Annotated in this window: 26 protein-coding genes; 22 read left to right on the top strand and 4 right to left on the bottom strand. The window is 38.4% G+C overall.

The window, feature by feature from the left end:
- The first annotated feature begins 22 nt into the window (after nucleotides 1-22).
- The 6 genes from ACWPVF_RS04520 (at nucleotide 23) to ACWPVF_RS04545 (ending at nucleotide 4,219) form a co-directional block, all read left to right on the top strand.
- Nucleotides 23-772, top strand: a complete 750-nt coding sequence (locus ACWPVF_RS04520; RefSeq protein ID WP_454384961.1) for a hypothetical protein — start codon at nucleotides 23-25, stop codon at nucleotides 770-772.
- Nucleotides 773-1,016: 244 nt separating this feature from the next.
- Nucleotides 1,017-1,898 (top strand): diacylglycerol/lipid kinase family protein, encoded by an 882-nt coding sequence (locus ACWPVF_RS04525; protein WP_414307717.1) that lies wholly within the window; start codon nucleotides 1,017-1,019, stop codon nucleotides 1,896-1,898.
- A gap of 89 nt (nucleotides 1,899-1,987) precedes the next feature.
- Nucleotides 1,988-2,866 (top strand): DUF4300 family protein, encoded by an 879-nt coding sequence (locus ACWPVF_RS04530; RefSeq protein WP_414307716.1) that lies wholly within the window; start codon nucleotides 1,988-1,990, stop codon nucleotides 2,864-2,866.
- A 14-nt stretch (nucleotides 2,867-2,880) separates the two neighbouring features.
- Entirely contained in the window at nucleotides 2,881-3,063 is a 183-nt protein-coding gene (locus ACWPVF_RS04535) for a hypothetical protein (protein WP_414307715.1), read from the top strand.
- Between the two features lie 4 nt (nucleotides 3,064-3,067).
- On the top strand, nucleotides 3,068-3,379 hold the full coding sequence (locus tag ACWPVF_RS04540; protein ID WP_045616054.1) for a hypothetical protein: 312 nt from the start codon (nucleotides 3,068-3,070) through the stop codon (nucleotides 3,377-3,379).
- 33 nt (nucleotides 3,380-3,412) lie between these two features.
- A complete protein-coding gene (locus ACWPVF_RS04545; RefSeq protein ID WP_414307714.1) occupies nucleotides 3,413-4,219 on the top strand; it encodes a hypothetical protein in 807 nt (268 codons plus the stop codon).
- A gap of 30 nt (nucleotides 4,220-4,249) precedes the next feature.
- Here the strand turns inward: ACWPVF_RS04545 and ACWPVF_RS04550 are convergent, their stop codons facing one another.
- Entirely contained in the window at nucleotides 4,250-5,269 is a 1,020-nt protein-coding gene (locus tag ACWPVF_RS04550; protein ID WP_454384964.1) for a hypothetical protein, read from the bottom strand.
- Nucleotides 5,270-5,388: 119 nt separating this feature from the next.
- On the opposite strand from ACWPVF_RS04550, the gene ACWPVF_RS04555 reads away from it, so the two are divergent.
- From ACWPVF_RS04555 to ACWPVF_RS04610, 12 genes are all read left to right on the top strand, one after another.
- Nucleotides 5,389-5,895 carry a YfbM family protein gene (locus ACWPVF_RS04555; RefSeq protein WP_414307712.1) on the top strand — a complete coding sequence of 169 codons (507 nt, stop codon included), beginning with the start codon at nucleotides 5,389-5,391 and terminating at the stop codon, nucleotides 5,893-5,895.
- A gap of 31 nt (nucleotides 5,896-5,926) precedes the next feature.
- Nucleotides 5,927-6,778, top strand: a complete 852-nt coding sequence (locus tag ACWPVF_RS04560; RefSeq protein ID WP_414307711.1) for a CbrC family protein — start codon at nucleotides 5,927-5,929, stop codon at nucleotides 6,776-6,778.
- A gap of 194 nt (nucleotides 6,779-6,972) precedes the next feature.
- Nucleotides 6,973-7,989 (top strand): hypothetical protein, encoded by a 1,017-nt coding sequence (locus ACWPVF_RS04565; protein ID WP_454384967.1) that lies wholly within the window; start codon nucleotides 6,973-6,975, stop codon nucleotides 7,987-7,989.
- A gap of 597 nt (nucleotides 7,990-8,586) precedes the next feature.
- Nucleotides 8,587-10,041 (top strand): aminotransferase class I/II-fold pyridoxal phosphate-dependent enzyme, encoded by a 1,455-nt coding sequence (locus ACWPVF_RS04570; RefSeq protein WP_454384969.1) that lies wholly within the window; start codon nucleotides 8,587-8,589, stop codon nucleotides 10,039-10,041.
- Nucleotides 10,042-10,902 carry a polyamine aminopropyltransferase gene (gene speE / locus ACWPVF_RS04575; protein ID WP_000366713.1) on the top strand — a complete coding sequence of 287 codons (861 nt, stop codon included), beginning with the start codon at nucleotides 10,042-10,044 and terminating at the stop codon, nucleotides 10,900-10,902.
- Complete coding sequence (locus ACWPVF_RS04580; protein ID WP_454384971.1) at nucleotides 10,899-12,158, top strand: saccharopine dehydrogenase family protein; 1,260 nt, start codon at nucleotides 10,899-10,901, stop codon at nucleotides 12,156-12,158. Before speE ends, ACWPVF_RS04580 begins: the two co-directional genes overlap by 4 nt.
- The gene (gene nspC, locus ACWPVF_RS04585) at nucleotides 12,158-13,285 is read left to right on the top strand and encodes a carboxynorspermidine decarboxylase (RefSeq protein WP_195184255.1); all 1,128 of its coding nucleotides are present in this window, start codon (nucleotides 12,158-12,160) and stop codon (nucleotides 13,283-13,285) included. The genes ACWPVF_RS04580 and nspC overlap by 1 nt, the downstream gene beginning before the upstream one ends.
- Nucleotides 13,282-14,367, top strand: coding sequence for an agmatine deiminase (gene aguA / locus ACWPVF_RS04590; protein ID WP_195184254.1), 1,086 nt, complete (start codon nucleotides 13,282-13,284; stop codon nucleotides 14,365-14,367). Before nspC ends, aguA begins: the two co-directional genes overlap by 4 nt.
- Nucleotides 14,368-14,376: 9 nt before the next feature.
- Nucleotides 14,377-15,252 (top strand): N-carbamoylputrescine amidase, encoded by an 876-nt coding sequence (gene aguB, locus ACWPVF_RS04595; RefSeq protein WP_454384974.1) that lies wholly within the window; start codon nucleotides 14,377-14,379, stop codon nucleotides 15,250-15,252.
- A gap of 161 nt (nucleotides 15,253-15,413) precedes the next feature.
- A complete protein-coding gene (locus ACWPVF_RS04600; RefSeq protein ID WP_006148507.1) occupies nucleotides 15,414-15,536 on the top strand; it encodes a hypothetical protein in 123 nt (40 codons plus the stop codon).
- Between the two features lie 63 nt (nucleotides 15,537-15,599).
- Nucleotides 15,600-15,836, top strand: a complete 237-nt coding sequence (locus tag ACWPVF_RS04605; protein ID WP_000260607.1) for an AbrB/MazE/SpoVT family DNA-binding domain-containing protein — start codon at nucleotides 15,600-15,602, stop codon at nucleotides 15,834-15,836.
- Entirely contained in the window at nucleotides 15,833-16,246 is a 414-nt protein-coding gene (locus ACWPVF_RS04610; RefSeq protein ID WP_424846550.1) for a type II toxin-antitoxin system death-on-curing family toxin, read from the top strand. The genes ACWPVF_RS04605 and ACWPVF_RS04610 overlap by 4 nt, the downstream gene beginning before the upstream one ends.
- 140 nt (nucleotides 16,247-16,386) lie before the next feature.
- On the opposite strand, the gene ACWPVF_RS04615 is transcribed toward ACWPVF_RS04610, so the two are convergent.
- The 3 genes from ACWPVF_RS04615 to ACWPVF_RS04625 are packed head-to-tail and all read right to left on the bottom strand — an operon-like array spanning nucleotide 16,387 to nucleotide 18,236.
- Nucleotides 16,387-17,202 (bottom strand): TIGR03943 family putative permease subunit, encoded by an 816-nt coding sequence (locus ACWPVF_RS04615; protein WP_454384977.1) that lies wholly within the window; start codon nucleotides 17,200-17,202, stop codon nucleotides 16,387-16,389.
- Nucleotides 17,199-18,104 (bottom strand): permease, encoded by a 906-nt coding sequence (locus tag ACWPVF_RS04620; RefSeq protein WP_454384979.1) that lies wholly within the window; start codon nucleotides 18,102-18,104, stop codon nucleotides 17,199-17,201. The genes ACWPVF_RS04615 and ACWPVF_RS04620 overlap by 4 nt, the downstream gene beginning before the upstream one ends.
- Nucleotides 18,105-18,236, bottom strand: a complete 132-nt coding sequence (locus ACWPVF_RS04625) for an SPJ_0845 family protein (RefSeq protein ID WP_454384981.1) — start codon at nucleotides 18,234-18,236, stop codon at nucleotides 18,105-18,107. It lies immediately after the preceding gene.
- Nucleotides 18,237-18,391: 155 nt separating this feature from the next.
- Between ACWPVF_RS04625 and ACWPVF_RS04630 the strand changes: the two genes are divergently transcribed.
- From ACWPVF_RS04630 to ACWPVF_RS04645, 4 genes are all read left to right on the top strand, one after another.
- Complete coding sequence (locus ACWPVF_RS04630) at nucleotides 18,392-20,521, top strand: Tex family protein (protein ID WP_454384983.1); 2,130 nt, start codon at nucleotides 18,392-18,394, stop codon at nucleotides 20,519-20,521.
- Nucleotides 20,508-20,957: a SprT family protein gene (locus tag ACWPVF_RS04635; RefSeq protein ID WP_454384985.1), complete on the top strand. Its 450-nt coding sequence runs from the start codon at nucleotides 20,508-20,510 to the stop codon at nucleotides 20,955-20,957. Before ACWPVF_RS04630 ends, ACWPVF_RS04635 begins: the two co-directional genes overlap by 14 nt.
- A 59-nt stretch (nucleotides 20,958-21,016) precedes the next feature.
- Entirely contained in the window at nucleotides 21,017-21,289 is a 273-nt protein-coding gene (locus tag ACWPVF_RS04640) for a PspC domain-containing protein (RefSeq protein ID WP_195184413.1), read from the top strand.
- Between the two features lie 341 nt (nucleotides 21,290-21,630).
- Nucleotides 21,631-22,389: an ABC transporter ATP-binding protein gene (locus ACWPVF_RS04645; RefSeq protein WP_006152604.1), complete on the top strand. Its 759-nt coding sequence runs from the start codon at nucleotides 21,631-21,633 to the stop codon at nucleotides 22,387-22,389.
- Nucleotide 22,390 lies beyond the last annotated feature (1 nt).

Here is a 22,390-nt window from a genome sequence, read left to right on the forward strand (position 1 = left end):
ATAGAAATTTTTGAGGAATATAATGAATTATGTAGAATTACGCAAAAAATATGTCCTTTATAGATATGTTGCCATTGTCTTGGCTGTCATTTCTATTCTTTGTATAGCTTGGATGGTGAGAGATACCACTTTTCAAATATTGCTTATTTTATTAGTGAACGTTCTCCCGTTTCTTATTATGCTATTTATTAAAAAAAGCTATATAGGAGCTGGAACTAAACTTTTACATAAGGACCTGGATTTACCATCTTGGAGACAATATATAGAACACAATAAAAAGTCAAATAGAGCAATCATGCAGACCGATGCTTCTTTAACATCTGTATCATACTCATACATGACTGGTGATTTTAAGGCTGCTATTAAAGAAGCAACGGAAACACTAGCTAATACGAAACTAAAACCAAAATATAGAGATTTGTTAAAAAGTTATCTCATTCGATCTACCATTCTTGCTCGACCTGATTTGAATAGAGAAGAGCTTGATGATATGTTAAACGATTTGACTATTACTGATCCTATGCTAGCTGACAAGACTAAAAATACGAGTTATGCTCTTCATGATTTGACGATTGCTCATAAAAGTAATGATTATTTTGAAGACTTGGATAATGAGTTTAAGTATCAAAAACTTGAAATTAGTTACTATCAGGCTTTAAATGCTAACATAAAAGGACAAGTAAATAAATCCAATGAATTATTTAGCAAACTAGCTCAGGAAGATCAAGAGTTATACATTGTTAAAAAGGCTAAAGAATTTTTACATAGTTAAGATTATAAACGATTCATAAAGAAATAAATCAATCGAAAGGAATTGTCGGTTGGTTTTTTAGTGCTGAATCTTGTAAACTTGCTAAATAAACTAGAATCAAGTACAATGAATTTAGATAGTTCTATATGTATAGTTTTTTACTCAATATAAATCTATCAGTCTAATACAGCATCAAAAAAGTGAATGAAGAAAAAGTTTCTTACTTGCTTTGCATTGTTTTTAAAATGTTTAAGGAGAACGATAGATGAATAAAATTATGATAATCATTAATCCAACCTCTGGAGGCGAAAAAGCCTTAGATTATAAGGTAAAGCTGGAAAATAAAGCTAGAGACTACTTTGAAGATGTCGAGATTAAAATTACGGAGAAAGCGCAAGACGCCACAAACTTTGCAGAAGAAGCGTCTCGGGAGCACTATGATGCGGTTCTTGTATTCGGTGGAGATGGTACTGTTAATGAAGTAATTTCTGGTATCGCGGAAAAAGACTACATTCCTAAACTTGCGATTATTCCAGGAGGAACTGGAAATCTCATTACGAAACTATTAGAAATCGATCAAGATATTGATGGTGCTATAGACGAGCTTGATTTTAATTCTACGAATAAGATTGATATCGGAAAATCAAATGGAAATTATTTTGGTTATATCTTTAGTATTGGGTCATTACCAGAAGCGATCCATAACGTTGGGATAGAAGATAAAACAAAGTTTGGTATGCTCGCCTATGCGATTAATACCATGAAGTCTGTGGTTACAGATCAAGCATTTAACATTGCAGTTGAGACCGAAAATGGTAATTACATTGGCCCAGCCAGTCATGTCTTGGTTCTCCTAACAAATTATTTCGCTGACAAGAAGATTTTTGACGAAAACAAGGATGGCTACGCTAATATTTTGATTTTAAAAGATGCATCTATTCTTACTAAATTGTCAGTTATCCCTGATTTATTAAAAGGAGATGTTGTCGTGAATGAGAATATCGAGTATATGAAAGCTCGTCATATAAAAATTTCTTCAGATACTGAATTAGAAACGGATGTTGATGGTGACAAATCTGATAATTTACCAGTAGAAATCATGGTTCTAGGTCAGCATATCGAAGTTTATTCTCAACCTAAGGAATAAGAATATTAACCTTAACAAATGATTTAAATCAACGGATGCTGTGATATGTAGCTTCAATATTTCATTCTAGTTGATAGTAAGGAAAGCCTATGAAATTTAAAAGATTAGCAACTATCAGTCTTTGCTCAACGTTTCTTTTGACCTTAGTAGCTTGCAGTCAAACTCAAAATACAACTGATGGAACTAGTGATACTTCAGTGACTCAATCGCAGTCTAATCCGGTTTCCTGGAAAGCTACTTATAGCAATATGAACAGTAAGCCCAGTGAAGAAGAAGTTCGAAAAGCCTTGGCTACTCATTTGGATAAAGAAAGTGTGGATGCATTTTTCAATCTTGTCAATGACTACAATGAAACTGTTGGTTCAGTTGGATTAGCTGGAGATTTTTCTGCATTTACAAAGACTGAATATGACGTAGAAAAGATAAGCTATCTTTGGACACCGAAAAAAGGTGATTTTGTCGGGACTAACTGTCGTATCAACAGTTATTGTTTATTGAAAAATTCTATTGAAATTCCTAAGTTGGAAAAAGATGACTCCTTGTTATTCCTAGATAACGATGCTATTGATAAAGGAAAGGTCTTTGCTGCAGAAGACAAGGATGCTTTTGATATTTTATTCTCAAGAGTCAAGACTGAAGCGACGACAGATGTTAAGGTTCATGCAGCAAAGATGGAACAATTCCTCTCTCAATTTAAGTTTAATGAAAATGCAAGAATGCTATCGGTTGTTGTTCATGATGACTTGGATGGACAATCCCTCTTTATCGGCCATGTTGGAATTCTTGTACCAAGCGAGGAGGGCTACCTCTTTGTTGAAAAATTGACCTTTGAGGAACCTTATCAGGCTATTAAATTTGCGACCAAGGAAGATTGCTACAAATATCTAGATACAAAATACGAAAACTATACAGGTGAAGGTCTAGCTAAACCATTTATTATGGACAATGATAAGTGGGTTCAAGTCTAAAGGAAGTGAGTAGCATGGACATATTGCTGGGACTGGTCGTTTTATTCTTGATAGGGATATGGCCTATTACGGCAATTAATGGTAATCAGTACAAACCAAAAAATAATGAAAAATTTATTGGTTATATCAATCGATACGATGAAGATGGAGAACCCTACCAAGCTGAGGTTTGGGAAGTGACAGAAGATGAGGACTAGACATATGGAATTACAAGATTTTACAGAAAAAGAACAAGAAATGATTAAAAAGGGATTAACTTTTTCTAAACTTAGCGATAAGGAAACAGCCGATAAGATAATCGCTCTAATTCCTCAAGAGATGATTAAGCGTATCCCGTTTTTTGTTAGAAAACATGCCATTACACGTACTGTCAAGAGAATTTCACTTGAGTATCCAGAATTATACGCCGTTGCTGAACAAGAAGGCCAACTTCCTGAAAAGGAAGCTCAAGAATTACGACAAATTCTTACAGATATTTTCCAAGAGAAAATGAATAAGCATAAGATTAAATAAGCTTTGAGATTTAAAAAGATATAGGAGTTGAGTATGGCTATTGATGGCGTTAAAATCATTGACAGTGATCAAGGTTATGACATTTACAATGAAGTAGTCAGTCGCTATAGAGACGGTGAACAGGTGGCGAACATTATAAAGGATATCCTCGATGAGGAGAAAGATTACTGCCAAACAGACTTATTTACAGAAATTTATTGGACAGCTCTTGCCTACTCACTGTGGAAGATTGGTCACCTGACAGATGATATCAGAGATAAAACCTTGGAGCTTCTCAGAAAAGGGGCTGATCCATTTTGGTTGGAAATAGATCCAAAGGCTTTGAAGCAAAGGCAAAAGGTCTTGGAAAAACTTGCAGTTCAGTTGCAAACTGAAAATCCTAGACCTCTAAAGGTCACTAAAGCCAAAACTAAACGCAAACCTTACTTTGAAGAAGGAGATATTCTTGCTGTTAAGTTCCAAGATGAGTATGGTCTTGTCTTTGTATCTATGGTTGAGCAGAGTCCTAGAAAGCTTGAGTACCATCTAGCTTGCACTCGCCTCTTACAAACAAAAAAGCCCACTATCGATGATTTTTTGACCAGTCAAATCTCCTGTAAGATGGACAATACGAAGTTTGCTCTGGATACAGATTGCTGGTTCAATCACAAAGATTTAGGGCAATTATTAGAGAATATTGAAAAAATTGGACAGGTGAAACTCAGCCCATTTAGTCTTTGGATGCTAGCACCTGCCCAAAATTTAGAAGATATTTATGAAGAAATCACAAGAGGTAAAGGTTCCTCTGGCCTTAGATTCATCGAAACCTATAAACTTGTCGACGATATTTTTCCAGTTTAATGCTTATGTGATAAAGTGGGAAATGGTCAATTATTCCCACATGCTGTGCTGGACTCTGACACCATAGCTATCTAGGGAACCATCTGAATTGAACTTGGATTCAATCCGGTATCTTTTCCAGAGGTCGTAATCTGCTGTTTGAATGGTTAGGATGTAGTTTGCGTCAGTCTCAGCGACATTATAATCAGTAGGATTGACTTCAAAGATATTGATTAATTTTCGTGTTTGAAAGTCTTGGAGCTTGAGATTTGCTAGCTTGACATGATTGATGGAAATTTCTTCTAGTTGATTGTTATCCTTAGGTGTTCTGTAATAGGTGACGATGCAGTTTTTGAGTTGATCAGTATCTCTTCCCGTAGGAGTAAGGCTCATAAAGCCATAGGACTGATCATCCCGCTTGACTTCGAGAAGCTGACCGTAGTAGAAGTGGTCGTTTTTGGGGTTGGTAATCAAGCTCTCCGCGCTTTGATCTCCAAAGGTGAACCCCTGCTCCAAAAGCTCGGAAGCCTTGGTCTCGCCTATAATGACAGTGGTATCTTGAATGGTTACTGGAACAGGTTGAGCTGGAAGTCCACTCATCATCATGCAAAACATAAAAACATAACTCGTTAAAAAGGCTGTCCCGACAACAGCGTTGGTTGATGCATAGGCATGACTGTTATGAAAGTTTTTTCTTATAGCTAGTACAACAAATTTTCCAAGACTTTTTAAAATCATACTAACAAGTACGATAAAAAATTGTTTTTTCAAACATTCATAAATGGCTTGCGGGAAGCTATTATCATGATAGTAGAAGACAGCCAATACGAGTAGATTTACGATTAGATAGATTAGCAAGAACCAATGAATCTCTTTAATCGCATTAGCATCAGTAATTTCTTCATAGTCAACGTGAATTCTTCCTTGAACAGCATGGCCAAGTTTATAAATCCGTTTGGGAATGTCTTTGCCTTTTTTAACCGCAACTACGAGTCTAATATAGAGATAGACGGTAAAGGATAAGGATAGAAAGAAAAGAGCATAAAATCCTAAAACAATACTAGTGAACATGACTACTTCCCCCTATTTAACATACAATAAAACAATTTCTTAGCTCCATTATAGCATTTTCTAGGGAAATAGAGCTAAAAACATCCGTATTATACTAACTGATTCAAAGGAGTAAAATCATGGGAATGATTGCCAATTATCAATATTTGTCGGACGATAAATTAAAACAAATAAAGCTACTTTCTAATGAGGAAAATGACTTGCTGGACTTGGCGGAGGATTATGCAGAAGAATATGAAATTTTTCTGGATATCGATAAAATGTGGGATGCCTTGGTCTTTGTCTTGACAGGATTTAGTAGTTCAGAATTTTTGGATGACAATCCCTTGAGAGAAGCTGTTTTAGGGGTGACTCCTCTAGAGGATGTATCTGAATATATCGCCTATACTGAAAAAAACAAGATAGCCGAGATTGTAGAAGCTATAGAAAGTTTTGACATGGACAGGGCTATGACTGACTTTAGTATGGAAGCCTGTAAGAAAGCGGATTTGTATCCTGATATTTGGGATTATCTTGAGGAAGAGGAAGAAATCAAGGATGATATTTTGACCTGCTTTGTTAAAATGAAAGACTTTTACAAGGAAATCTTAAAGCTAAACGGGAATGTCTTAGTGACTATTTGTTAAGGTTTTTATAATCCATTAGAAAGGTAATCCTATGAATCCATATTTACAAAAATACATTACTTTAAAGAAGCAATATATAGCCCAAGAGGGCAATCCACCAAGTGTCTCAGCTCTTTATGACTTAGCTGATGAATTAGCCAAGTCTGATGATTTAGAAGCGAAGAAGGTCTTAGTTGACCTCTATGAACAATTGGGTCTCTATACTAGTGCCTATAGCTTATTTACCGAAATCTTAGACAAACCTGATCGAAAACAGATAAAGAAACTGAGCTGTTTACAAGAAATGAGTCAGAGTCATGGCGATCGTTTTGCCCTTCCTCGTCCTCTAAGAAAAGAAGAGAAGAAGCAAAGACAGGACTTGTTAAAAGACTTACCCCATTTTCTCTATCATCCAGATCCCTTAGCTACAGGTTCATTTGTTGAAGGAGAAGCTAAGGTTTGTCCATCTTGTGGGAAAGAAAGCAATGTTTATTATGCACTTATACCTTATAGTATAGAGGATATAGAATACCTTTGCCCATTTTGTATTGCAAACGGTCAAGCGGCCAAAAAATTTGATGCGGAATTTATCCAAGATGCCGAGTGGCAGGGTGAATTGGATCCAGAAAAGAATCAGCTGCTTTTTTGTCAGACCCCAGGGTACTCTAGTTGGCAGGGAGAATATTGGCTTTCTTGTTGCCAAGATTATTGTGCTTACTTGGGTACAGTTGGAACTCGAGAATTAAAGGACATGGGAATCGCTGAGCAAGTCTTGGCAGACTATGAAGCGCGTGAAGAATTTCAAGATATTGAAGAATACTTGGTTAAGGATGGCTCTCTCTGTGGCTACCTTTTTAGATGTCTCCACTGTCAAAAATACCAGATCTGGGTTGATGCAGATTAAATCGGATTGTGATTCACTATGAAAATTAAAGAGAAGACTGTAGTTGGCATCAAAAGCAAGTTAGTTTTTTGATGATTGCTCTACTGGCTATACCGATTGTACTGATAGAAGGTAGTCCTTTCTTACTAATCGTTTTATTGGTTAGGAATTTGCTTTTAATGAGAAAGAAAAGAATCATAAAGGAGTAGAGAGCCATGGATAGAACGGTGATTATAGGTACTTTAATAGCTTTTGCAATCTTTAATCTGTTGCTAGGTCTGGGCTTTTATCTTTTTCTTAAGAAAAGGAGAGAGAATGGACAGTCATTGTACGAATCCCCTGTAAACCAACAAACTCGTACAGAAAAACTGGGTCTTGGCGAGATTTTGGTTTACCTGACCTTGATTGCTATTGCTGGGGTCTTTGCTTTTCAGACCTTAAATAGAGGTGGTGTGGGGAATTCTATTTTAGCCAAAATGATTATCCTCCCAGCTCTAATGGCCCTCTTCAATGCTCGAAAAAGGACTGGAAAGTCTTTACTTGCCCTCCTTATAACCTTTATGGTCTTTCTAGTAGGAGCCATGTTTAATCTCACGATTGGTTTGCCACCTCAAGCACCGATTTTGCAAATTAATGAAAGTAAAATCATTTTAGCAGAAACAAAAGCAAGTGATCTGATGGAAGCTGGATTTGATATCTATGTAAGACAAGGTGATGGTGGTAGCGACTACGAAGCCTTCCTGACAGATGGCAATTTCCAAAAGTATGCAGGAGATAAATCAGTCTCTATCGAAAAAGGCTTCAAACTTGATAGCAATGCTCTTCCCTACGCTCCCTATTTATTAGCAAAAGATGGGATAGTACTGGGGAGTATTTCCTTTTACGGTGCTGAGGATCAGGATGTAGCTTTAGAAGATTCTAAGGTTATTCAGGTTCGATTTGACAAGGACAGTATTGAGGCGGCCAAAAAACATTCTATCACTTTCAAGTTAAATGAACTTGACTTGACTACGCGACTGGACCTTCCTCTTGTTCAAGAAACTTTTAAAAAGCATCTATGGTCAACACCCCCATCACATACAAGTGATGTCACTCAATTGTGGTATGGATTAAAGTGGTCCAGCAACAGTGACTCTCTATTTTGGAATGGGTATTATAGTCTCATCCATCTGGATGAAAATCACTTGATGACTGATTTTGAATTAGCGGTTCAAATAGCACGAGATGAGTAGATAGGATTTTGAATAGTTGACTGTAGTTATAACTAATTAAGGAACTAATCGATTTAGTTCCTTTTTAATTTTTTTGAACTTATTTTAAAACGGTTTCTATTTTATTGTTCGTTAATTTTTACGAACAACAAAATGTATCTATTTAAAAAAGTTTCTAAAAATACTTTACAAGTATCTGAAAACATGATATAGTAATGAAGCTTAGAAAATGAGATGATGTTTTCTAGCAAATATAAACCCGAGTAAAAAATGCCTACGGACAGGCAGGGTTGAATGCCGAAGCGTGGTTGAAAAGCCACATTATTGATAGGGTTAAAAGCCTACTTTTATAAGTTGATGTTAGGACACTTGTCCTAATTCGTATAGATTTGTTAGTGTGGTGAAAGCACACGTCATCTTGTGAAACGATCAATAAAGTACGTAATATTTGCTACTAGAGAGTTAGGAAACATCAGGAACAGACATACTCAAAAGAAACAAACATAAACACGTCAGTAGATTGTAGAGCAGGTGCCAACCTGCTCTTTTTTCATAAGTATCCTTTAGAACCTTACATTGTTAAGGTGTAAAACTATGGTAAAGGAGTATGTCTTTATAATGTTAAATCAAAACCAAGCTCCCATTTATGAGGGACTGGTCAAGTTACGAAAGAAAAGAATTGTACCATTTGACGTACCTGGTCACAAGCGTGGCCGTGGTAACCCAGAGTTGGTTGAACTTTTAGGGGAAAAATGTGTAGGTATAGATGTTAACTCTATGAAGCACTTGGACAATCTGGGGCATCCCATTTCGATTATTCGAGAAGCTGAAGAGCTAGCAGCAGATGCTTTTGGTGCGGCTCATGCCTTTCTAATGATTGGGGGGACAACTTCATCTGTTCAAACTATGATTCTCTCCACCTGTAAAGCTGGAGATAAGATCATCCTTCCTCGAAATGTTCATAAGTCAGCTATCAATGCGCTCGTTTTATGTGGAGCTATTCCCATCTATATCGAGATGAGTGTGGATCCAAAAATCGGTATTGCTTTGGGGCTTGAAAATGAGCGTGTAGCACATGCTATTCAAGAACATCCAGATGCCAAGGCAATCCTAATCAACAATCCAACCTACTATGGAATTTGTTCAGACCTTAAGGGGCTAACAGAGATGGCTCACGTTGCAGGAATGAAAGTTTTAGTAGATGAAGCGCACGGGGCCCATCTACATTTTACAGATAAACTTCCCCTATCTGCTATGGACGCAGGAGCTGATATGTCAGCTGTATCCATGCATAAGTCTGGTGGCAGCTTGACACAAAGTTCGCTTCTTTTAGTTGGGGATCAGATGAATCCTGAGTACGTTCGTCAAATTATTAACCTGACACAGTCAACATCAGCATCTTATCTGTTAATGGCTAGTCTAGATGTTTCTCGTAGAAACCTAGCCCTTCGTGGTAAGGAGTCCTTTGAAAAGGTCATTGAGTTGTCAGAGTATGCTCGTCGTGAAATCAATGCCATTGGTGGCTACTATGCCTACTCAAAAGAGTTAATAGACGGTGTGTCTGTTTGCGATTTTGACGTGACTAAGTTGTCAGTCTACACTCAGGGTATTGGCTTAACAGGTATTGAAGTTTATGATCTCCTACGAGACGAATATGATATTCAGATTGAGTTCGGTGATATTGGGAATATCTTGGCCTACATTTCAATTGGTGACCGCATTCAAGACATTGAACGCTTGGTGGGTGCGCTAGCTGATATCAAGAGACTCTACTCACGAGATGGGAAGGACTTGATTGCTGGAGAATATATCCAGCCTGAGTTGGTGCTATCTCCTCAGGAAGCCTTTTATTCAGAGAGAAGAAGTTTAACCCTGGACGAGTCTGTGGGGCAAGTCTGTGGGGAATTTGTTATGTGCTACCCTCCAGGTATTCCAATCCTAGCGCCAGGTGAACGGATTACACGAGAAATTGTCGATTATATTCAATTTGCCAAAGAACGTGGTTGTTCCCTCCAAGGAACGGAAGATCCAGAGGTCAATCATATCAATGTCATTGAAAGAAAGGAGAACTAGATGGATTTATGGTTTTCTGAAGTTCATACTCCAGATGTGAAATTATCCCTGAGAACAGCCAAGCAACTCTACGCTGGTAAAAGTGAATGGCAGGATATCGAAGTTTTAGACACGCCTGCTTTTGGGAAGATATTGATTTTAAATGGGCATGTCTTGTTTTCAGATGCAGATGATTTTGTCTACAATGAAATGACGGTCCATGTGCCTATGGCTGTCCATCCCAATCCAAAGAAAGTCTTGGTTATTGGGGGTGGCGACGGTGGTGTTGCCCAGGTTTTGACACTCTATCCAGAATTGGAACAAATCGATATCGTGGAACCGGATGAGATGTTGGTTGAGGTCTGTCGTGAGTATTTCCCAGACTTTGCTGCAGGACTTGATGACCCTCGTGTCACTATTTATTATCAAAATGGTTTGCGTTTTTTGAGAAACTGCGAAGATGACTACGACATTATCATCAATGATGCGACAGATCCATTTGGACATACAGAAGGTCTTTTTACCAAGGAATTTTACGGTAATAGTTATCGCGCTCTTAAAGAAGACGGTATTATGATTTACCAGCATGGTAGTCCTTTCTTTGACGAAGATGAGTCAGCATGCCGAAGCATGCACCGCAAGGTCAATCAAGCCTTTCCAATCAGCCGGGTTTATCAGGCACATATCCCAACTAGTCCTGCGGGCTATTGGTTGTTTGGATTTGCATCGAAAAAATATCACCCTGTCAAAGATTTTGACAAGGAAGGCTGGAAAAAACGCCAGTTATTTACGGAATATTACACTGCAAACTTACATGTGGGAGCCTTTATGTTGCCTAAGTATGTAGAAGATATTTTAGAAGAAGAGGAAGGAAAAAAATGAGTCGATTATTAGTTATTGGATGTGGGGGAGTTGCCCAAGTTGCTATTTCAAAGATTTGCCAAGATAGCGAAACGTTTAAAGAGATTATGATTGCTAGCCGTACAAAGTCAAAATGTGATGACTTGAAGGCTAAATTAGAAGGCAAAACAAATACTAAGATTGAGACAGCTGCTCTTGATGCTGACAAGGTAGAAGAAGTGATTGCCTTGATCGAAAGCTACAAACCAGAAGCTGTTTTGAACGTAGCTTTGCCTTATCAAGACTTGACTATTATGGATGCTTGTTTGGCAACAGGTGTCCACTATATCGATACTGCCAACTATGAGGCTGAGGATACAGAAGACCCTGAATGGCGTGCTATTTATGAGAAACGTTGTAAGGAGCTTGGTTTTACAGCTTACTTTGACTACTCATGGCAATGGGCTTATCAAGAAAAATTCAAGGAAGCAGGATTGACAGCTCTTCTTGGTTCTGGTTTTGACCCAGGGGTAACCAACGTCTTTTCAGCTTATGCACTCAAACATTACTTTGACGAAATCCACTATATCGATATTTTAGACTGTAATGGTGGTGACCACGGTTATCCATTTGCGACAAACTTTAACCCAGAAATCAATCTACGTGAGGTTTCTGCACCAGGTTCTTACTGGGAAGATGGAAAATGGGTAGAAGTTGAAGCTATGTCTATCAAACGTGAGTATAATTTCCCTCAAGTTGGTCAAAAAGACATGTATCTCCTCCACCATGAAGAAATTGAATCATTAGCAAAGAATATTCCAGGAGTTAAACGCATTCGCTTCTTTATGACTTTTGGCCAATCTTATCTAACGCATATGAAATGCTTGGAAAACGTTGGGCTCCTTCGTACAGATGCTATTAACTTTAACGGCCAAGAAATTGTTCCAATCCAATTCTTGAAAGCCTTACTTCCAGATCCTGCCAGCCTTGGCCCACGTACAGTTGGAAAAACCAATATCGGATGTATCTTTACAGGCGTCAAAGATGGCGTTGAAAAGACCATCTACATTTACAATGTTTGCGACCATCAGGAGTGCTATGCAGAGGTTGGATCACAAGCCATTTCTTACACAACAGGTGTTCCTGCCATGATTGGGACAAAATTAGTGATGGATGGTACATGGAAACAACCAGGAGTTTATAACCTTGAAGAGTTGGATCCAGACCCATTCATGGAAGCTTTAAATAAATACGGTTTGCCATGGGTTGTGGTTGAAAATCCACAAATGGTGGACTAATGAAATTAGAACAAGTACCAACGCCTTCTTATATCATTGACTTAGGAAAATTAGAAGAAAATTGCCGCATTCTACAAGAGGTTCAGGAAAAGGCAGGTTGTAAGGTTTTGCTAGCTCAAAAGGCTTATTCTCTCTATAAAACCTATCCTTTGATTAGCCAGTATCTATCAGGTACGACAGCTAGTGGACTCTATGAAGCCAAGCTGGCTAGAGAAGAATTCCCAGGGGAAGTCCATGTATTTGCACCTGCTTTCAAGGAATCAGATATGGAAGAGCTACTGCAAATATCGGATCATATTGATTTTAACTCAGAGAGACAACTTCGAAAGTATGGTCAACGTTGTCGTGAGGCTGGTATCAGTGTGGGTCTTCGCATCAATCCTCAATGTTCTACCCAAGGAGATCACGCACTCTATGACCCTTGTGCTCCTGGATCCCGTTTTGGAGTGACTGCAGATAAGATACCAAGTGATTTGCTGGATTTAGTTGACGGCCTTCATTTTCATACTCTCTGTGAGCAAGGGGCAGATGATTTAGAGACAACTTTGAAAGCTGTAGAAGAACAGTTTGGTCCTTATTTACATGAGGTCAAATGGCTCAATATGGGCGGTGGACATCACATTACGAGAGCCGACTATGATGTGGACTTGCTGATTTCTGAGATTAAACGAATTCGAGAAACCTATAACCTTGACGTCTATATCGAACCAGGAGAAGCGATTGCACTCAATGCTGGTTATTTAGCTACTGAAGTCTTAGACATCGTTGAAAATGGGATTGAGACCTTAGTGTTAGATGCTTCAGCAAGTTGTCATATGCCAGACGTCCTTGAGATGCCTTATCGCCCCCCATTGAGAGATGGTTTTGAAGCGCAAGATAAACCTTATACTTATAGACTCTCTTCAAATACTTGCCTGACAGGGGATATCATTGGGGATTACAGCTTTGAAAAACCGATTGAAATCGGCGATCGCCTCTATTTTGAAGACATGGCTATTTACTCATTTGTCAAAAATAATACCTTTAATGGCATTGGGCTTCCAAGTTTGTATCTCATGGGTAAAGAGGGTGAGTGCAGTCTAGTCAAAGCCTTTGGCTACCAAGACTTTAAGGAGAGATTATCATGATGGACAGCCCAAAGAAATTAGGTTATCGTATGCCAGCAGAGTATGAACCCCATCATGGAACTCTCATGATATGGCCGACTCGACCAGGATCATGGCCTTTTCAAGGAAAGGCTGCAAAAAAAGCCTTTAGCCAGATTATCAAAACGATTGCTCAGGGGGAAACAGTTTACCTTTTGGTGGAGCAAGACTATCTATCTGAAGCACAATCTTATCTTGGAGACAATGTCGTTTATCTAGATATTCAGACAAATGATGCCTGGGCTCGTGATACAGGTCCAACTATTCTCCTCAATGATCAAAGGAAAAAGTTGGCGGTAGATTGGTCTTTCAATGCATGGGGTGGTGCTGTTGACGGTCTTTACCAAGACTATGAAGCAGATGACCAAGTAGCCAGTCGTTTTGCTGATGCGTTGGAAATCCCTGTTTATGATGCCAAACCTTTTGTACTGGAAGGTGGAGCTATTCACAGTGACGGTCAAGGAACTATTCTCGTAACTGAAAGTTGCTTGCTTAGTCCTGGTCGTAATCCTCACCTGACTAAAGAGGAGATTGAAAAGATCATACTAGAGAGCCTTGGTGCTGAAAAAGTCATTTGGTTGCCTTACGGTATTTATCAAGATGAGACAAATGAACACGTCGATAATGTTGCAGCCTTTGTTGGTCCTGCAGAGCTTGTTTTAGCGTGGACAGACGACCAAGACGATCCTCAGTATGCCATGTCTGCAGCAGATCTAGCTCTTTTAGAGAAGGAAACTGATGCAAAAGGCCGGAGTTTCACTATTCATAAACTTCCAATCCCAGCTATTCATCAAGTAGTTACAGAGGAAGATTTGCCGGGCTATACTTATGAAGAAGGCGAAGAGGAGCGTTATGCAGGTGAAAGACTAGCAGCTTCCTATGTGAATTTTTACATTGCTAATAAGTCTGTCTTGGTGCCACAATTTCAGGACGCTAACGACCAAGTGGCCTTGAATATTCTGAGCCAGTGTTTCCCAGACCGTTATGTTGTCGGAATTCCTGCAAGAGATATTCTATTAGGTGGTGGAAATATTCACTGTATTACCCAACAAATTCCAGAATAGGAGAAAAAGATGAGAAATGTAACGGTTGCAGCTATTCAGATGCAATGCGCTAAGGATGTGGAAACGAATATCCAAACAGCTGAACGTTTAGTTCGTCAAGCTGCTGAGCAAGGAGCCCAGATCATTCTTTTACCAGAATTATTTGAACGTCCCTATTTCTGTCAGGAGCGTCAGTATGACTACTACCAGTATGCCCAGTCGGTATCAGAAAATACGGCTATTCAGCATTTTAAAGGAATTGCCAAAGAGCTAAAGGTGGTTTTACCGATTAGTTTCTATGAAAAAGATGGTAATGTCTTATACAATTCCATTGCTGTCATTGATGCGGATGGAGAAGTATTAGGAGTTTATCGTAAAACTCATATACCAGATGACCATTATTATCAGGAGAAATTCTTCTTTACTCCTGGAAACACAGGCTTCAAGGTCTGGGATACTCGCTATGCCAAGATTGGTATTGGCATCTGTTGGGATCAGTGGTTCCCAGAAACAGCCCGTTGCCTGGCACTAAATGGCGCAGAATTACTCTTTTATCCAACAGCCATTGGTTCAGAGCCTATTTTGGATACAGATAGTTGTGGTCATTGGCAACGTACTATGCAAGGGCATGCAGCAGCAAATATTGTGCCAGTTATTGCAGCCAATCGTTATGGTTTAGAAGAAGTCACTCCTTGTGAAGAAAATGGGGGACAAAGTTCCAGCCTTTACTTCTACGGTTCATCCTTTATGACCGATGAAACAGGAGCTATTTTAAGTCAAGCCGAACGACAAGATGAAGCAATCCTCTTAACCACTTATGACCTTGACAAGGGAGCGAATGAACGCCTAAATTGGGGCCTGTTTAGAGACAGAAGACCAGATATGTATAAAGATATTGTCAGATGAGAAAAAGCCTCTTGGAGGCTTTTTTCTGTAGATACTATAATAATTTTTTGATAATGTCCTAGGATTCTGATAAAATGAACATAGTGGAAGAAGGATAAAAGAGATTGGGGAACTCTCAATCAATTTTTCCTTGAAGAATTAAGTCGTGACTGAGGTTAGATATGGGAAAATGGACATGTAGATGTGGTCAAGCAATGAACGACCACCAAGCGAATGATCCAAATGCTTATTCGGTTTATTCGGATGAGTTCTTAGCAGAAATTTCTCAAGCTGAATTATTTTAACTGATATTCTGTCATTGTAATTACGGTAATTATTTGTTATAATACTTCAAAGGAGGAAATCAGATGGTAGTAAAAACAAGAAAACAAGGAAATTCAATCACCATTACCATTCCAAGCGAATTCAATATTCCAAGTGGTGTAAAATACGAAGCGAAATTGTTACCAAGTGGTGAAATTATCTTTACTCCCGAAGAGTCTGGACATCAGATTTCCTATGTATCTGATGATGCCTTTGACTTAAATTTGGACAAAATTTTTGACGAATACGATGATGTTTTCAAAGCTTTGGTGGAAAAATGACAGTCTATCTGACAGAAAAGCAAATTGAAAAAATCAATACTTTAGCAATTCAACGGTATTCACCTAATGAAAAAATTCAAACAGTTAGTCCTTCTGCCTTAAATATGATTGTCAATTTACCAGAACAATTTGTCTTCGGTAAACCTCTTTATCCAACAATTTTTGATAAAGCAACGATACTGTTTGTCCAATTGATCAAGAAGCATGTTTTTGCCAACGCTAATAAACGAACTGCTTTCTTCGTATTGGTGAAATTTCTACAGTTGAATGGCTATCTTTTTTCTGTAACAGTTGAGGAAGCGGTCGATATGTGTGTAACTATTGCAGTAGAATCCTTAACAGATGAAAGATTATCTAGTTACACCAAATGGATTTCTGAACATTCATTTAGAGTTAATGGCAACAATTAAGCTTGGATGTTTAAATCCTATAAGAAAAAAATAGATAAACAGACAGTATTAGAATTCTGAAATACAGAAATCTAATATTTTGAATATGTCAAACATTCAACCTTATTAAATAAAAAAAGTAGCCCATTCAGGCTACTTTTTTAAAATTCTTTATAAACATAAAGGTTCTCTGGTTTGTCTACTTTGATGAAAGACTGGACTTCGAGAGTTGGGAGGACTTGGTTTAGTTCTTTGTGATAGTGATTCCTAATCTTACCTTTGACTCTGACCCAGGTGTTATTTTCATACTGATTGCTATTTCCTGTAGTCAAGAGACCAAAAACACCCGAATCAGCAATACAGTGCATGATACCAAAACGAAAGACAAATTGACTATTGGCGTAATTGGGATCATTGTAGACAAAACCAGTAAACTCAATCTCCTTACCTTCAAATTCATTTGGAAAATCATAGATGACCTCCATGACTTCCAAGTAATTCTCATCCTTGATGACAATGCTTGATTGGCCTAAGTATTTATCAGCAGTCTTCCTAACAATATTTTCATAAGCAGTTTTTGAATAAAATCTGCTAGTATCCGGCTTGAGATACTGACTGCTGGTACCTTCACTTGCTTGGATTGCCTTGTCAGTTCCTTCCGACAAAGGAAAATAATATCCTTTTGCCGATACTGTTTGTGAATCCAGAGTGACTGTTGGGAAGGTAAATCCAACCAACAAGGGCAAACCTAAGAGGATAAAACTAGCAAGCTTGGCAGAAATACTGTGTAAGTGACTGTGTTTTTTATAGCGCTTGAAGCAAGTATAAGCTTGAACAATGGCTAGTAACAAAGATAAAAACATAGTGATATAAGCCAGATATGAGTAGTGGAGGTTTATATACTGATTGAGCTTTCCTGATAGGTGCAGATAAAGGCTTAAGATAAAGTAGCCAAATAAAATAAGAAATCGAATCATAACATCACCCCGACTAGATAAGAATATACAAGTACAACAAGAGTGACAATTGCCATGAACTGCCAAATAAAGCTCGTTTTGAGATAATTCTTCATCATGAGTAGATTTTTGACATCAAGCATGGGACCTATAACCAGAAAGGCGAGAACTGGAGCAAAGCCAAAACTGGAGAGAAGTGAAGAACCAATAAAAGCATCGGCTTCACTACAGAGTGATAGTAGGAAGGATAAGAGCATAAATAGAATAATAGCAAGCAGTGGTGTTGCGCTGATAGAAGTCAGGATCCTAGTTGGTACATAAACCTGAACTATGCTAGCAAACAGACAACCGATAACCAAGTAACGTCCCATATCAAAGAACTCATCAATAGCTTGGATAAAGACCTGAAGGATTTTTTTACTTTTATTCAAGTGAGAAAAATCATGTTCATGACAAGCTAGTCTATTTTCCTTTTGAATAGGTCCCTCCCAGAAAAATCCAAGGGCAATACCCATTATCGTAGCAATGAGTATTGCCCCTAAAGCTCTTAGAAGAACCATTTGAATGGAATTACCAAAAGCTGAATAGGTTGCAAAGAGTACGATAGGATTGATGATAGGAGCTGTAACTAGAAAGGGAACAGCTGTATAGCTTGGAACCTTCTTCTCCAAGAAACGATTAATGATAGGAACAATTCCACATTCACAAGAAGGAAAGAGAAATCCTATAAAGGTACCAAAAAAGATTCTCCCCAAGCGATTTTTAGGGAGAAATTGATAAACTTTTTCGGGAGTGACGTAGACTTCAATAGCACCAGAGATGATGCTACCAATTAAGACAAAGGGTAGGGCTTCAATGATAATTGATAGAAAAATGGCACCAGCTTGTAAAACACTTGAAGGCAAGTTTTGAAAGAGATCCATCTATTTTTTCTTTTCTGCTTTTTCTTTCTTTAATTTGTCATCAGGAAATGTTACTTGTTTCAAATCAGGAAGTTTGGCAAACTCTTCGAACATCTTATCTAAGTCATCAGTTTTTGTAAATTTAACAGCCATAAGGCATACCTCGATTCTTTATGTTACCTCTATTATACTATTATTTCTGGGAAATAGTTATATTTTATAATCAAGTTCCTTTTTATCTTTATAAAGTTGAAATAAAGCAACAAATTAATGAAAACAAGCTTTCCTGCTTATGGTATAATAGTTTCATGGATAAAAAATATGAAAAAATTTCCCAAGATTTGGGTGTAACCTTAAAACAAATTGATACAGTCCTATCTTTGACAGCTGAAGGAGCTACTATTCCCTTTATCGCTCGTTATCGGAAAGACATGACTGGAACCCTAGACGAAGTAGCTATTAAGGCAATTATCGACCTTGATAAAAGTCTAACAGCTCTCAACGATCGTAAAGAAGCTGTTTTAGCAAAAATCAAAGAGCAAGGCAAGTTAACCAAGGAATTAGAAGAAGCAATTCTTTCTGCTGAAAAATTAGCAGATGTCGAAGAACTTTATCTTCCCTATAAGGAAAAACGTCGCACCAAGGCAACGATTGCGCGTGAGGCGGGACTATTTCCTCTTGCTCGCTTAATCTTACAAAATGAATCTGACCTAGAAAAAGAAGCAGAAACATTTGTCTGTGAAGGTTTTGAGACTCCACAAGATGCTTTAGCGGGTGCAGTTGATATCTTGGTTGAAGCTCTATCTGAAGATGTCAACTTGCGTTCAATGACTTATCAAGAGGTACTTAGACATTCTAAGATTACTTCCCAAGTCAAGGACGAAACTTTAGATGAAAAACAAGTCTTTCAGATTTATTATGACTTCTCAGAAACAGTTGCCAATATGCAGGGATATCGCACTCTTGCGCTTAATCGTGGTGAGAAGCTTGGTATCTTGAAAATCGGTTTTGAGCATGCGGTTGAACGTATTCAAGCCTTCTTTGCTGCTCGTTTCAAGGTTAGGAATGATTATATTGACGAAGTCATTCAGCAATCTGTTAAGAAGAAGGTATTACCAGCTATTGAGCGCCGTATTCGTACTGAATTGACAGAAAAGGCAGAAGAAGGAGCTATCCAACTCTTCTCAGAAAACCTTCGGAATCTCCTTCTCGTAGCACCACTAAAAGGGCGCGTGGTTCTTGGATTTGACCCAGCCTTTCGTACAGGTGCTAAGCTTGCGGTCGTTGATGCGACTGGTAAGATGTTGACAACACAAGTTATTTATCCAGTCAAACCAGCTTCTGCTCGTCAGATTGAAGAAGCTAAGCGTGATTTAGCAGATTTGATTGGCCAATATGGTGTTGAAATCATTGCTATCGGAAATGGAACTGCTAGCCGTGAGAGCGAAGCCTTTGTTGCTGAAGTTCTCAAAGATTTTCCAGAAGTCAGCTATGTCATTGTTAGCGAAAGTGGTGCTTCTGTATACTCTGCCAGCGAACTTGCCCGTCAAGAGTTTCCTGACTTAACTGTTGAAAAACGTTCAGCCATTTCTATCGCTCGTCGTTTGCAAGACCCCCTTGCTGAATTGGTTAAAATCGATCCCAAATCTATCGGTGTTGGTCAATACCAGCACGATGTTAGTCAAAAGAAATTGTCTGAAAGTCTGGACTTTGTCGTAGATACAGTCGTTAACCAAGTTGGTGTAAATGTCAACACAGCCAGTCCAGCGCTACTTTCCCATGTTGCAGGGCTTAACAAAACGATTTCAGAAAACATCGTCAAGTATCGTGAAGAAGAAGGTAAAATCACTTCTCGTGCCCAAATCAAAAAAGTTCCTCGCCTGGGAGCAAAAGCTTTTGAACAGGCAGCAGGTTTCCTTCGCATTCCTGAAAGCAGCAATATCCTTGATAATACAGGTGTTCACCCAGAAAACTATGCTGCAGTCAAGGAACTCTTTAAACGCTTAGATATCAAGAATTTGAATGAAGAGGCACAAGTAAAACTCAAATCTGTTTCTATCAAAGAAATGGCGCAAGAATTAGACCTTGGTCAAGAAACACTTAAAGACATTATCGCTGACCTTCTCAAACCAGGTCGTGATTTTCGTGATTCTTTTGATACCCCAGTCCTTCGTCAGGATGTCTTAGATATCAAAGACTTAAAAGTCGGACAGAAGCTTGAAGGTGTTGTCCGCAACGTTGTTGACTTTGGTGCCTTTGTTGATATTGGCATTCATGAGGATGGTCTGATTCATATCTCTCACATGAGCAAGAAATTTATCAAACATCCTAGTCAAGTCGTTTCAGTCGGTGATTTGGTTACTGTTTGGGTAAAGAAAATCGATGTCCAACGTGAAAAAGTAAATCTGTCGCTCCTTGCACCAGATGAATCTAACTGATTACGTTAGACAAGTTTCTTTAGAAGACTTCGGAAAACCTTTCAAACACCAAGCACAATGGAACTCTCGTCTACGGTCGACAGGTGGTCGATTTTTTCCTAAGGATGGTCATTTGGATTTTAATCCCAAGGTTTATCAAGAACTTGGGTTAGACGTTTTCCGAAAAATTGTCCGTCACGAACTCTGTCATTATCATCTCTATTATGAGGGAAAAGGGTATAAACATAAAGATTTAGCCTTTAAGGAACTGTTAAAAGAAGTGGATGGACTCCGCTTTGTTCCTCCCTTATCAAGTGTAAGTCAAAAAACAGCTTTGGTTTATAAATGTTACTCTTGTGGCCAACCCTATCAAAGAAAAAGACGAATTGATACCAAACGTTATCGATGTGGTCTTTGTCATGGGAATCTCATCCTACAAAATCAGCCCAAGGACTGATGCAGGGTGTTTTAGTTCATGTTATACTTATTTCAAGAATACCGAAAGAGGTACAAATCATGAATAAAAATTTTTATAAAATGAGACGAAATCGGATGATTTCGGGAGTTCTTGCTGGACTATCTGATAGATGGGATCTTGATGTGACATTGGTACGCTTCATTTTTGCTATCTTTACAATCGCAAATTTTGGACTCGGAATCATCATCTATATCATCCTAGCCTATATCCTACCAACTAAGGAAGATATCGAAGCGGAGATGTACGGAACAGGCCCACGCAAGATTAAAGAAGCCCAGCCTATTAATGACGACGAAGGTTGGTTTTGGTAACCATCTTACCATTCATTTGAAGTATTAAACCCTTGTAGTATCAAGGGTTTTTCTTTTGCTTAAAAATTTGTGGTAAACTAATAGTAGTTCATTACAAAAAAATAATCCAATCTTACAAAAATGTAAGATTACAGACCTCTTTTGTAAGGTTATGTTATGGAAACAACTCTTTTTTTAGAGTACACTTATATCAGAACGATAAATGAGCAAAACAATGAAAAATATTTTACAAAAGAAACAAACAAGTAAACCGAGTCCAAAGGATATCAAGCGAGTTGAGTTCGGCATTCAAATGATGCAGGCCAAGTTTCAATTAATGGGATATTAAAAAGGAGATTATCATGACACTATTAGATGTAAAACACGTTCAAAAGATTTATAAAACACGTTTCCAAGGCAACCAAGTAGAAGCCCTGAAAGATATTCACTTTACCGTTGAAAAAGGCGACTACGTTGCCATCATGGGTGAGTCTGGATCCGGTAAATCAACCCTACTCAATATTCTTGCTATGCTTGACAAGCCAACGCGTGGACAGGTCTTCCTAAATGGAACTGACACAGCTACCATTAAAAATTCTGAAGCATCAAGCTTCCGTCGTGAAAAGTTAGGCTTTGTCTTCCAAGACTTCAATTTGTTAGATACGCTTTCTGTTAAAGACAATATCTTACTCCCTTTGGTATTGTCTAGAAAGCCTATTACAGAAATGATGAAAAAATTGGTTGTAACGGCTGAAAATCTTGGCATCAATCAATTGCAGGAGAAGTACCCTTATGAAATTTCTGGTGGACAAAAACAACGGGTAGCAGTTGCACGCGCCATCATCACAGAACCAGAAATTCTTCTTGCTGACGAGCCAACAGGAGCTCTAGATTCTAAGTCATCTGCAGCCCTCCTTGATATCTTTGATCAGATCAACGAGCAAGGGCAAACCATTCTCATGGTGACCCACTCAACAGCAGCAGCTAGCCGAGCGAAACGTGTCCTCTTCATCAAGGACGGCATTCTCTATAATCAAATCTACCGTGGTGAAAAGACCGATCGTCAGATGTTCCAAGAAATCTCTGACACCTTGACTGTTATGGCAAGTGAGGTGAACTAGC

The organism is Streptococcus sp. Marseille-Q7087, assembly GCF_965111935.1.

Bases quoted from the DNA above. Each gene is read 5' to 3' on its own strand.
- ACWPVF_RS04555 (WP_414307712.1), top strand. From the start codon at position 5,389: ATGGGAATGATTGCCAATTATCAATATTTGTCGGACGATAAATTAAAA.
- ACWPVF_RS04580 (WP_454384971.1), top strand. From the start codon at position 10,899: ATGAGTCGATTATTAGTTATTGGATGTGGGGGAGTTGCCCAAGTTGCT.
- ACWPVF_RS04545 (WP_414307714.1), top strand. From the start codon at position 3,413: ATGGCTATTGATGGCGTTAAAATCATTGACAGTGATCAAGGTTATGAC.
- ACWPVF_RS04570 (WP_454384969.1), top strand. From the start codon at position 8,587: ATGTTAAATCAAAACCAAGCTCCCATTTATGAGGGACTGGTCAAGTTA.
- ACWPVF_RS04520 (WP_454384961.1), top strand. From the start codon at position 23: ATGAATTATGTAGAATTACGCAAAAAATATGTCCTTTATAGATATGTT.
- ACWPVF_RS04560 (WP_414307711.1), top strand. From the start codon at position 5,927: ATGAATCCATATTTACAAAAATACATTACTTTAAAGAAGCAATATATA.
- ACWPVF_RS04525 (WP_414307717.1), top strand. From the start codon at position 1,017: ATGAATAAAATTATGATAATCATTAATCCAACCTCTGGAGGCGAAAAA.
- ACWPVF_RS04605 (WP_000260607.1), top strand. From the start codon at position 15,600: ATGGTAGTAAAAACAAGAAAACAAGGAAATTCAATCACCATTACCATT.
- ACWPVF_RS04540 (WP_045616054.1), top strand. From the start codon at position 3,068: ATGGAATTACAAGATTTTACAGAAAAAGAACAAGAAATGATTAAAAAG.
- ACWPVF_RS04535 (WP_414307715.1), top strand. From the start codon at position 2,881: ATGGACATATTGCTGGGACTGGTCGTTTTATTCTTGATAGGGATATGG.
- nspC (WP_195184255.1), top strand. From the start codon at position 12,158: ATGAAATTAGAACAAGTACCAACGCCTTCTTATATCATTGACTTAGGA.
- ACWPVF_RS04610 (WP_424846550.1), top strand. From the start codon at position 15,833: ATGACAGTCTATCTGACAGAAAAGCAAATTGAAAAAATCAATACTTTA.
- ACWPVF_RS04615 (WP_454384977.1), bottom strand. From the start codon at position 17,202: ATGATTCGATTTCTTATTTTATTTGGCTACTTTATCTTAAGCCTTTAT.
- ACWPVF_RS04645 (WP_006152604.1), top strand. From the start codon at position 21,631: ATGACACTATTAGATGTAAAACACGTTCAAAAGATTTATAAAACACGT.
- ACWPVF_RS04600 (WP_006148507.1), top strand. From the start codon at position 15,414: ATGGGAAAATGGACATGTAGATGTGGTCAAGCAATGAACGACCACCAA.
- ACWPVF_RS04640 (WP_195184413.1), top strand. From the start codon at position 21,017: ATGAATAAAAATTTTTATAAAATGAGACGAAATCGGATGATTTCGGGA.
- ACWPVF_RS04620 (WP_454384979.1), bottom strand. From the start codon at position 18,104: ATGGATCTCTTTCAAAACTTGCCTTCAAGTGTTTTACAAGCTGGTGCC.
- aguA (WP_195184254.1), top strand. From the start codon at position 13,282: ATGATGGACAGCCCAAAGAAATTAGGTTATCGTATGCCAGCAGAGTAT.
- ACWPVF_RS04530 (WP_414307716.1), top strand. From the start codon at position 1,988: ATGAAATTTAAAAGATTAGCAACTATCAGTCTTTGCTCAACGTTTCTT.
- speE (WP_000366713.1), top strand. From the start codon at position 10,042: ATGGATTTATGGTTTTCTGAAGTTCATACTCCAGATGTGAAATTATCC.
- ACWPVF_RS04565 (WP_454384967.1), top strand. From the start codon at position 6,973: ATGGATAGAACGGTGATTATAGGTACTTTAATAGCTTTTGCAATCTTT.
- ACWPVF_RS04635 (WP_454384985.1), top strand. From the start codon at position 20,508: ATGAATCTAACTGATTACGTTAGACAAGTTTCTTTAGAAGACTTCGGA.
- ACWPVF_RS04625 (WP_454384981.1), bottom strand. From the start codon at position 18,236: ATGGCTGTTAAATTTACAAAAACTGATGACTTAGATAAGATGTTCGAA.
- ACWPVF_RS04550 (WP_454384964.1), bottom strand. From the start codon at position 5,269: ATGTTCACTAGTATTGTTTTAGGATTTTATGCTCTTTTCTTTCTATCC.
- aguB (WP_454384974.1), top strand. From the start codon at position 14,377: ATGAGAAATGTAACGGTTGCAGCTATTCAGATGCAATGCGCTAAGGAT.
- ACWPVF_RS04630 (WP_454384983.1), top strand. From the start codon at position 18,392: ATGGATAAAAAATATGAAAAAATTTCCCAAGATTTGGGTGTAACCTTA.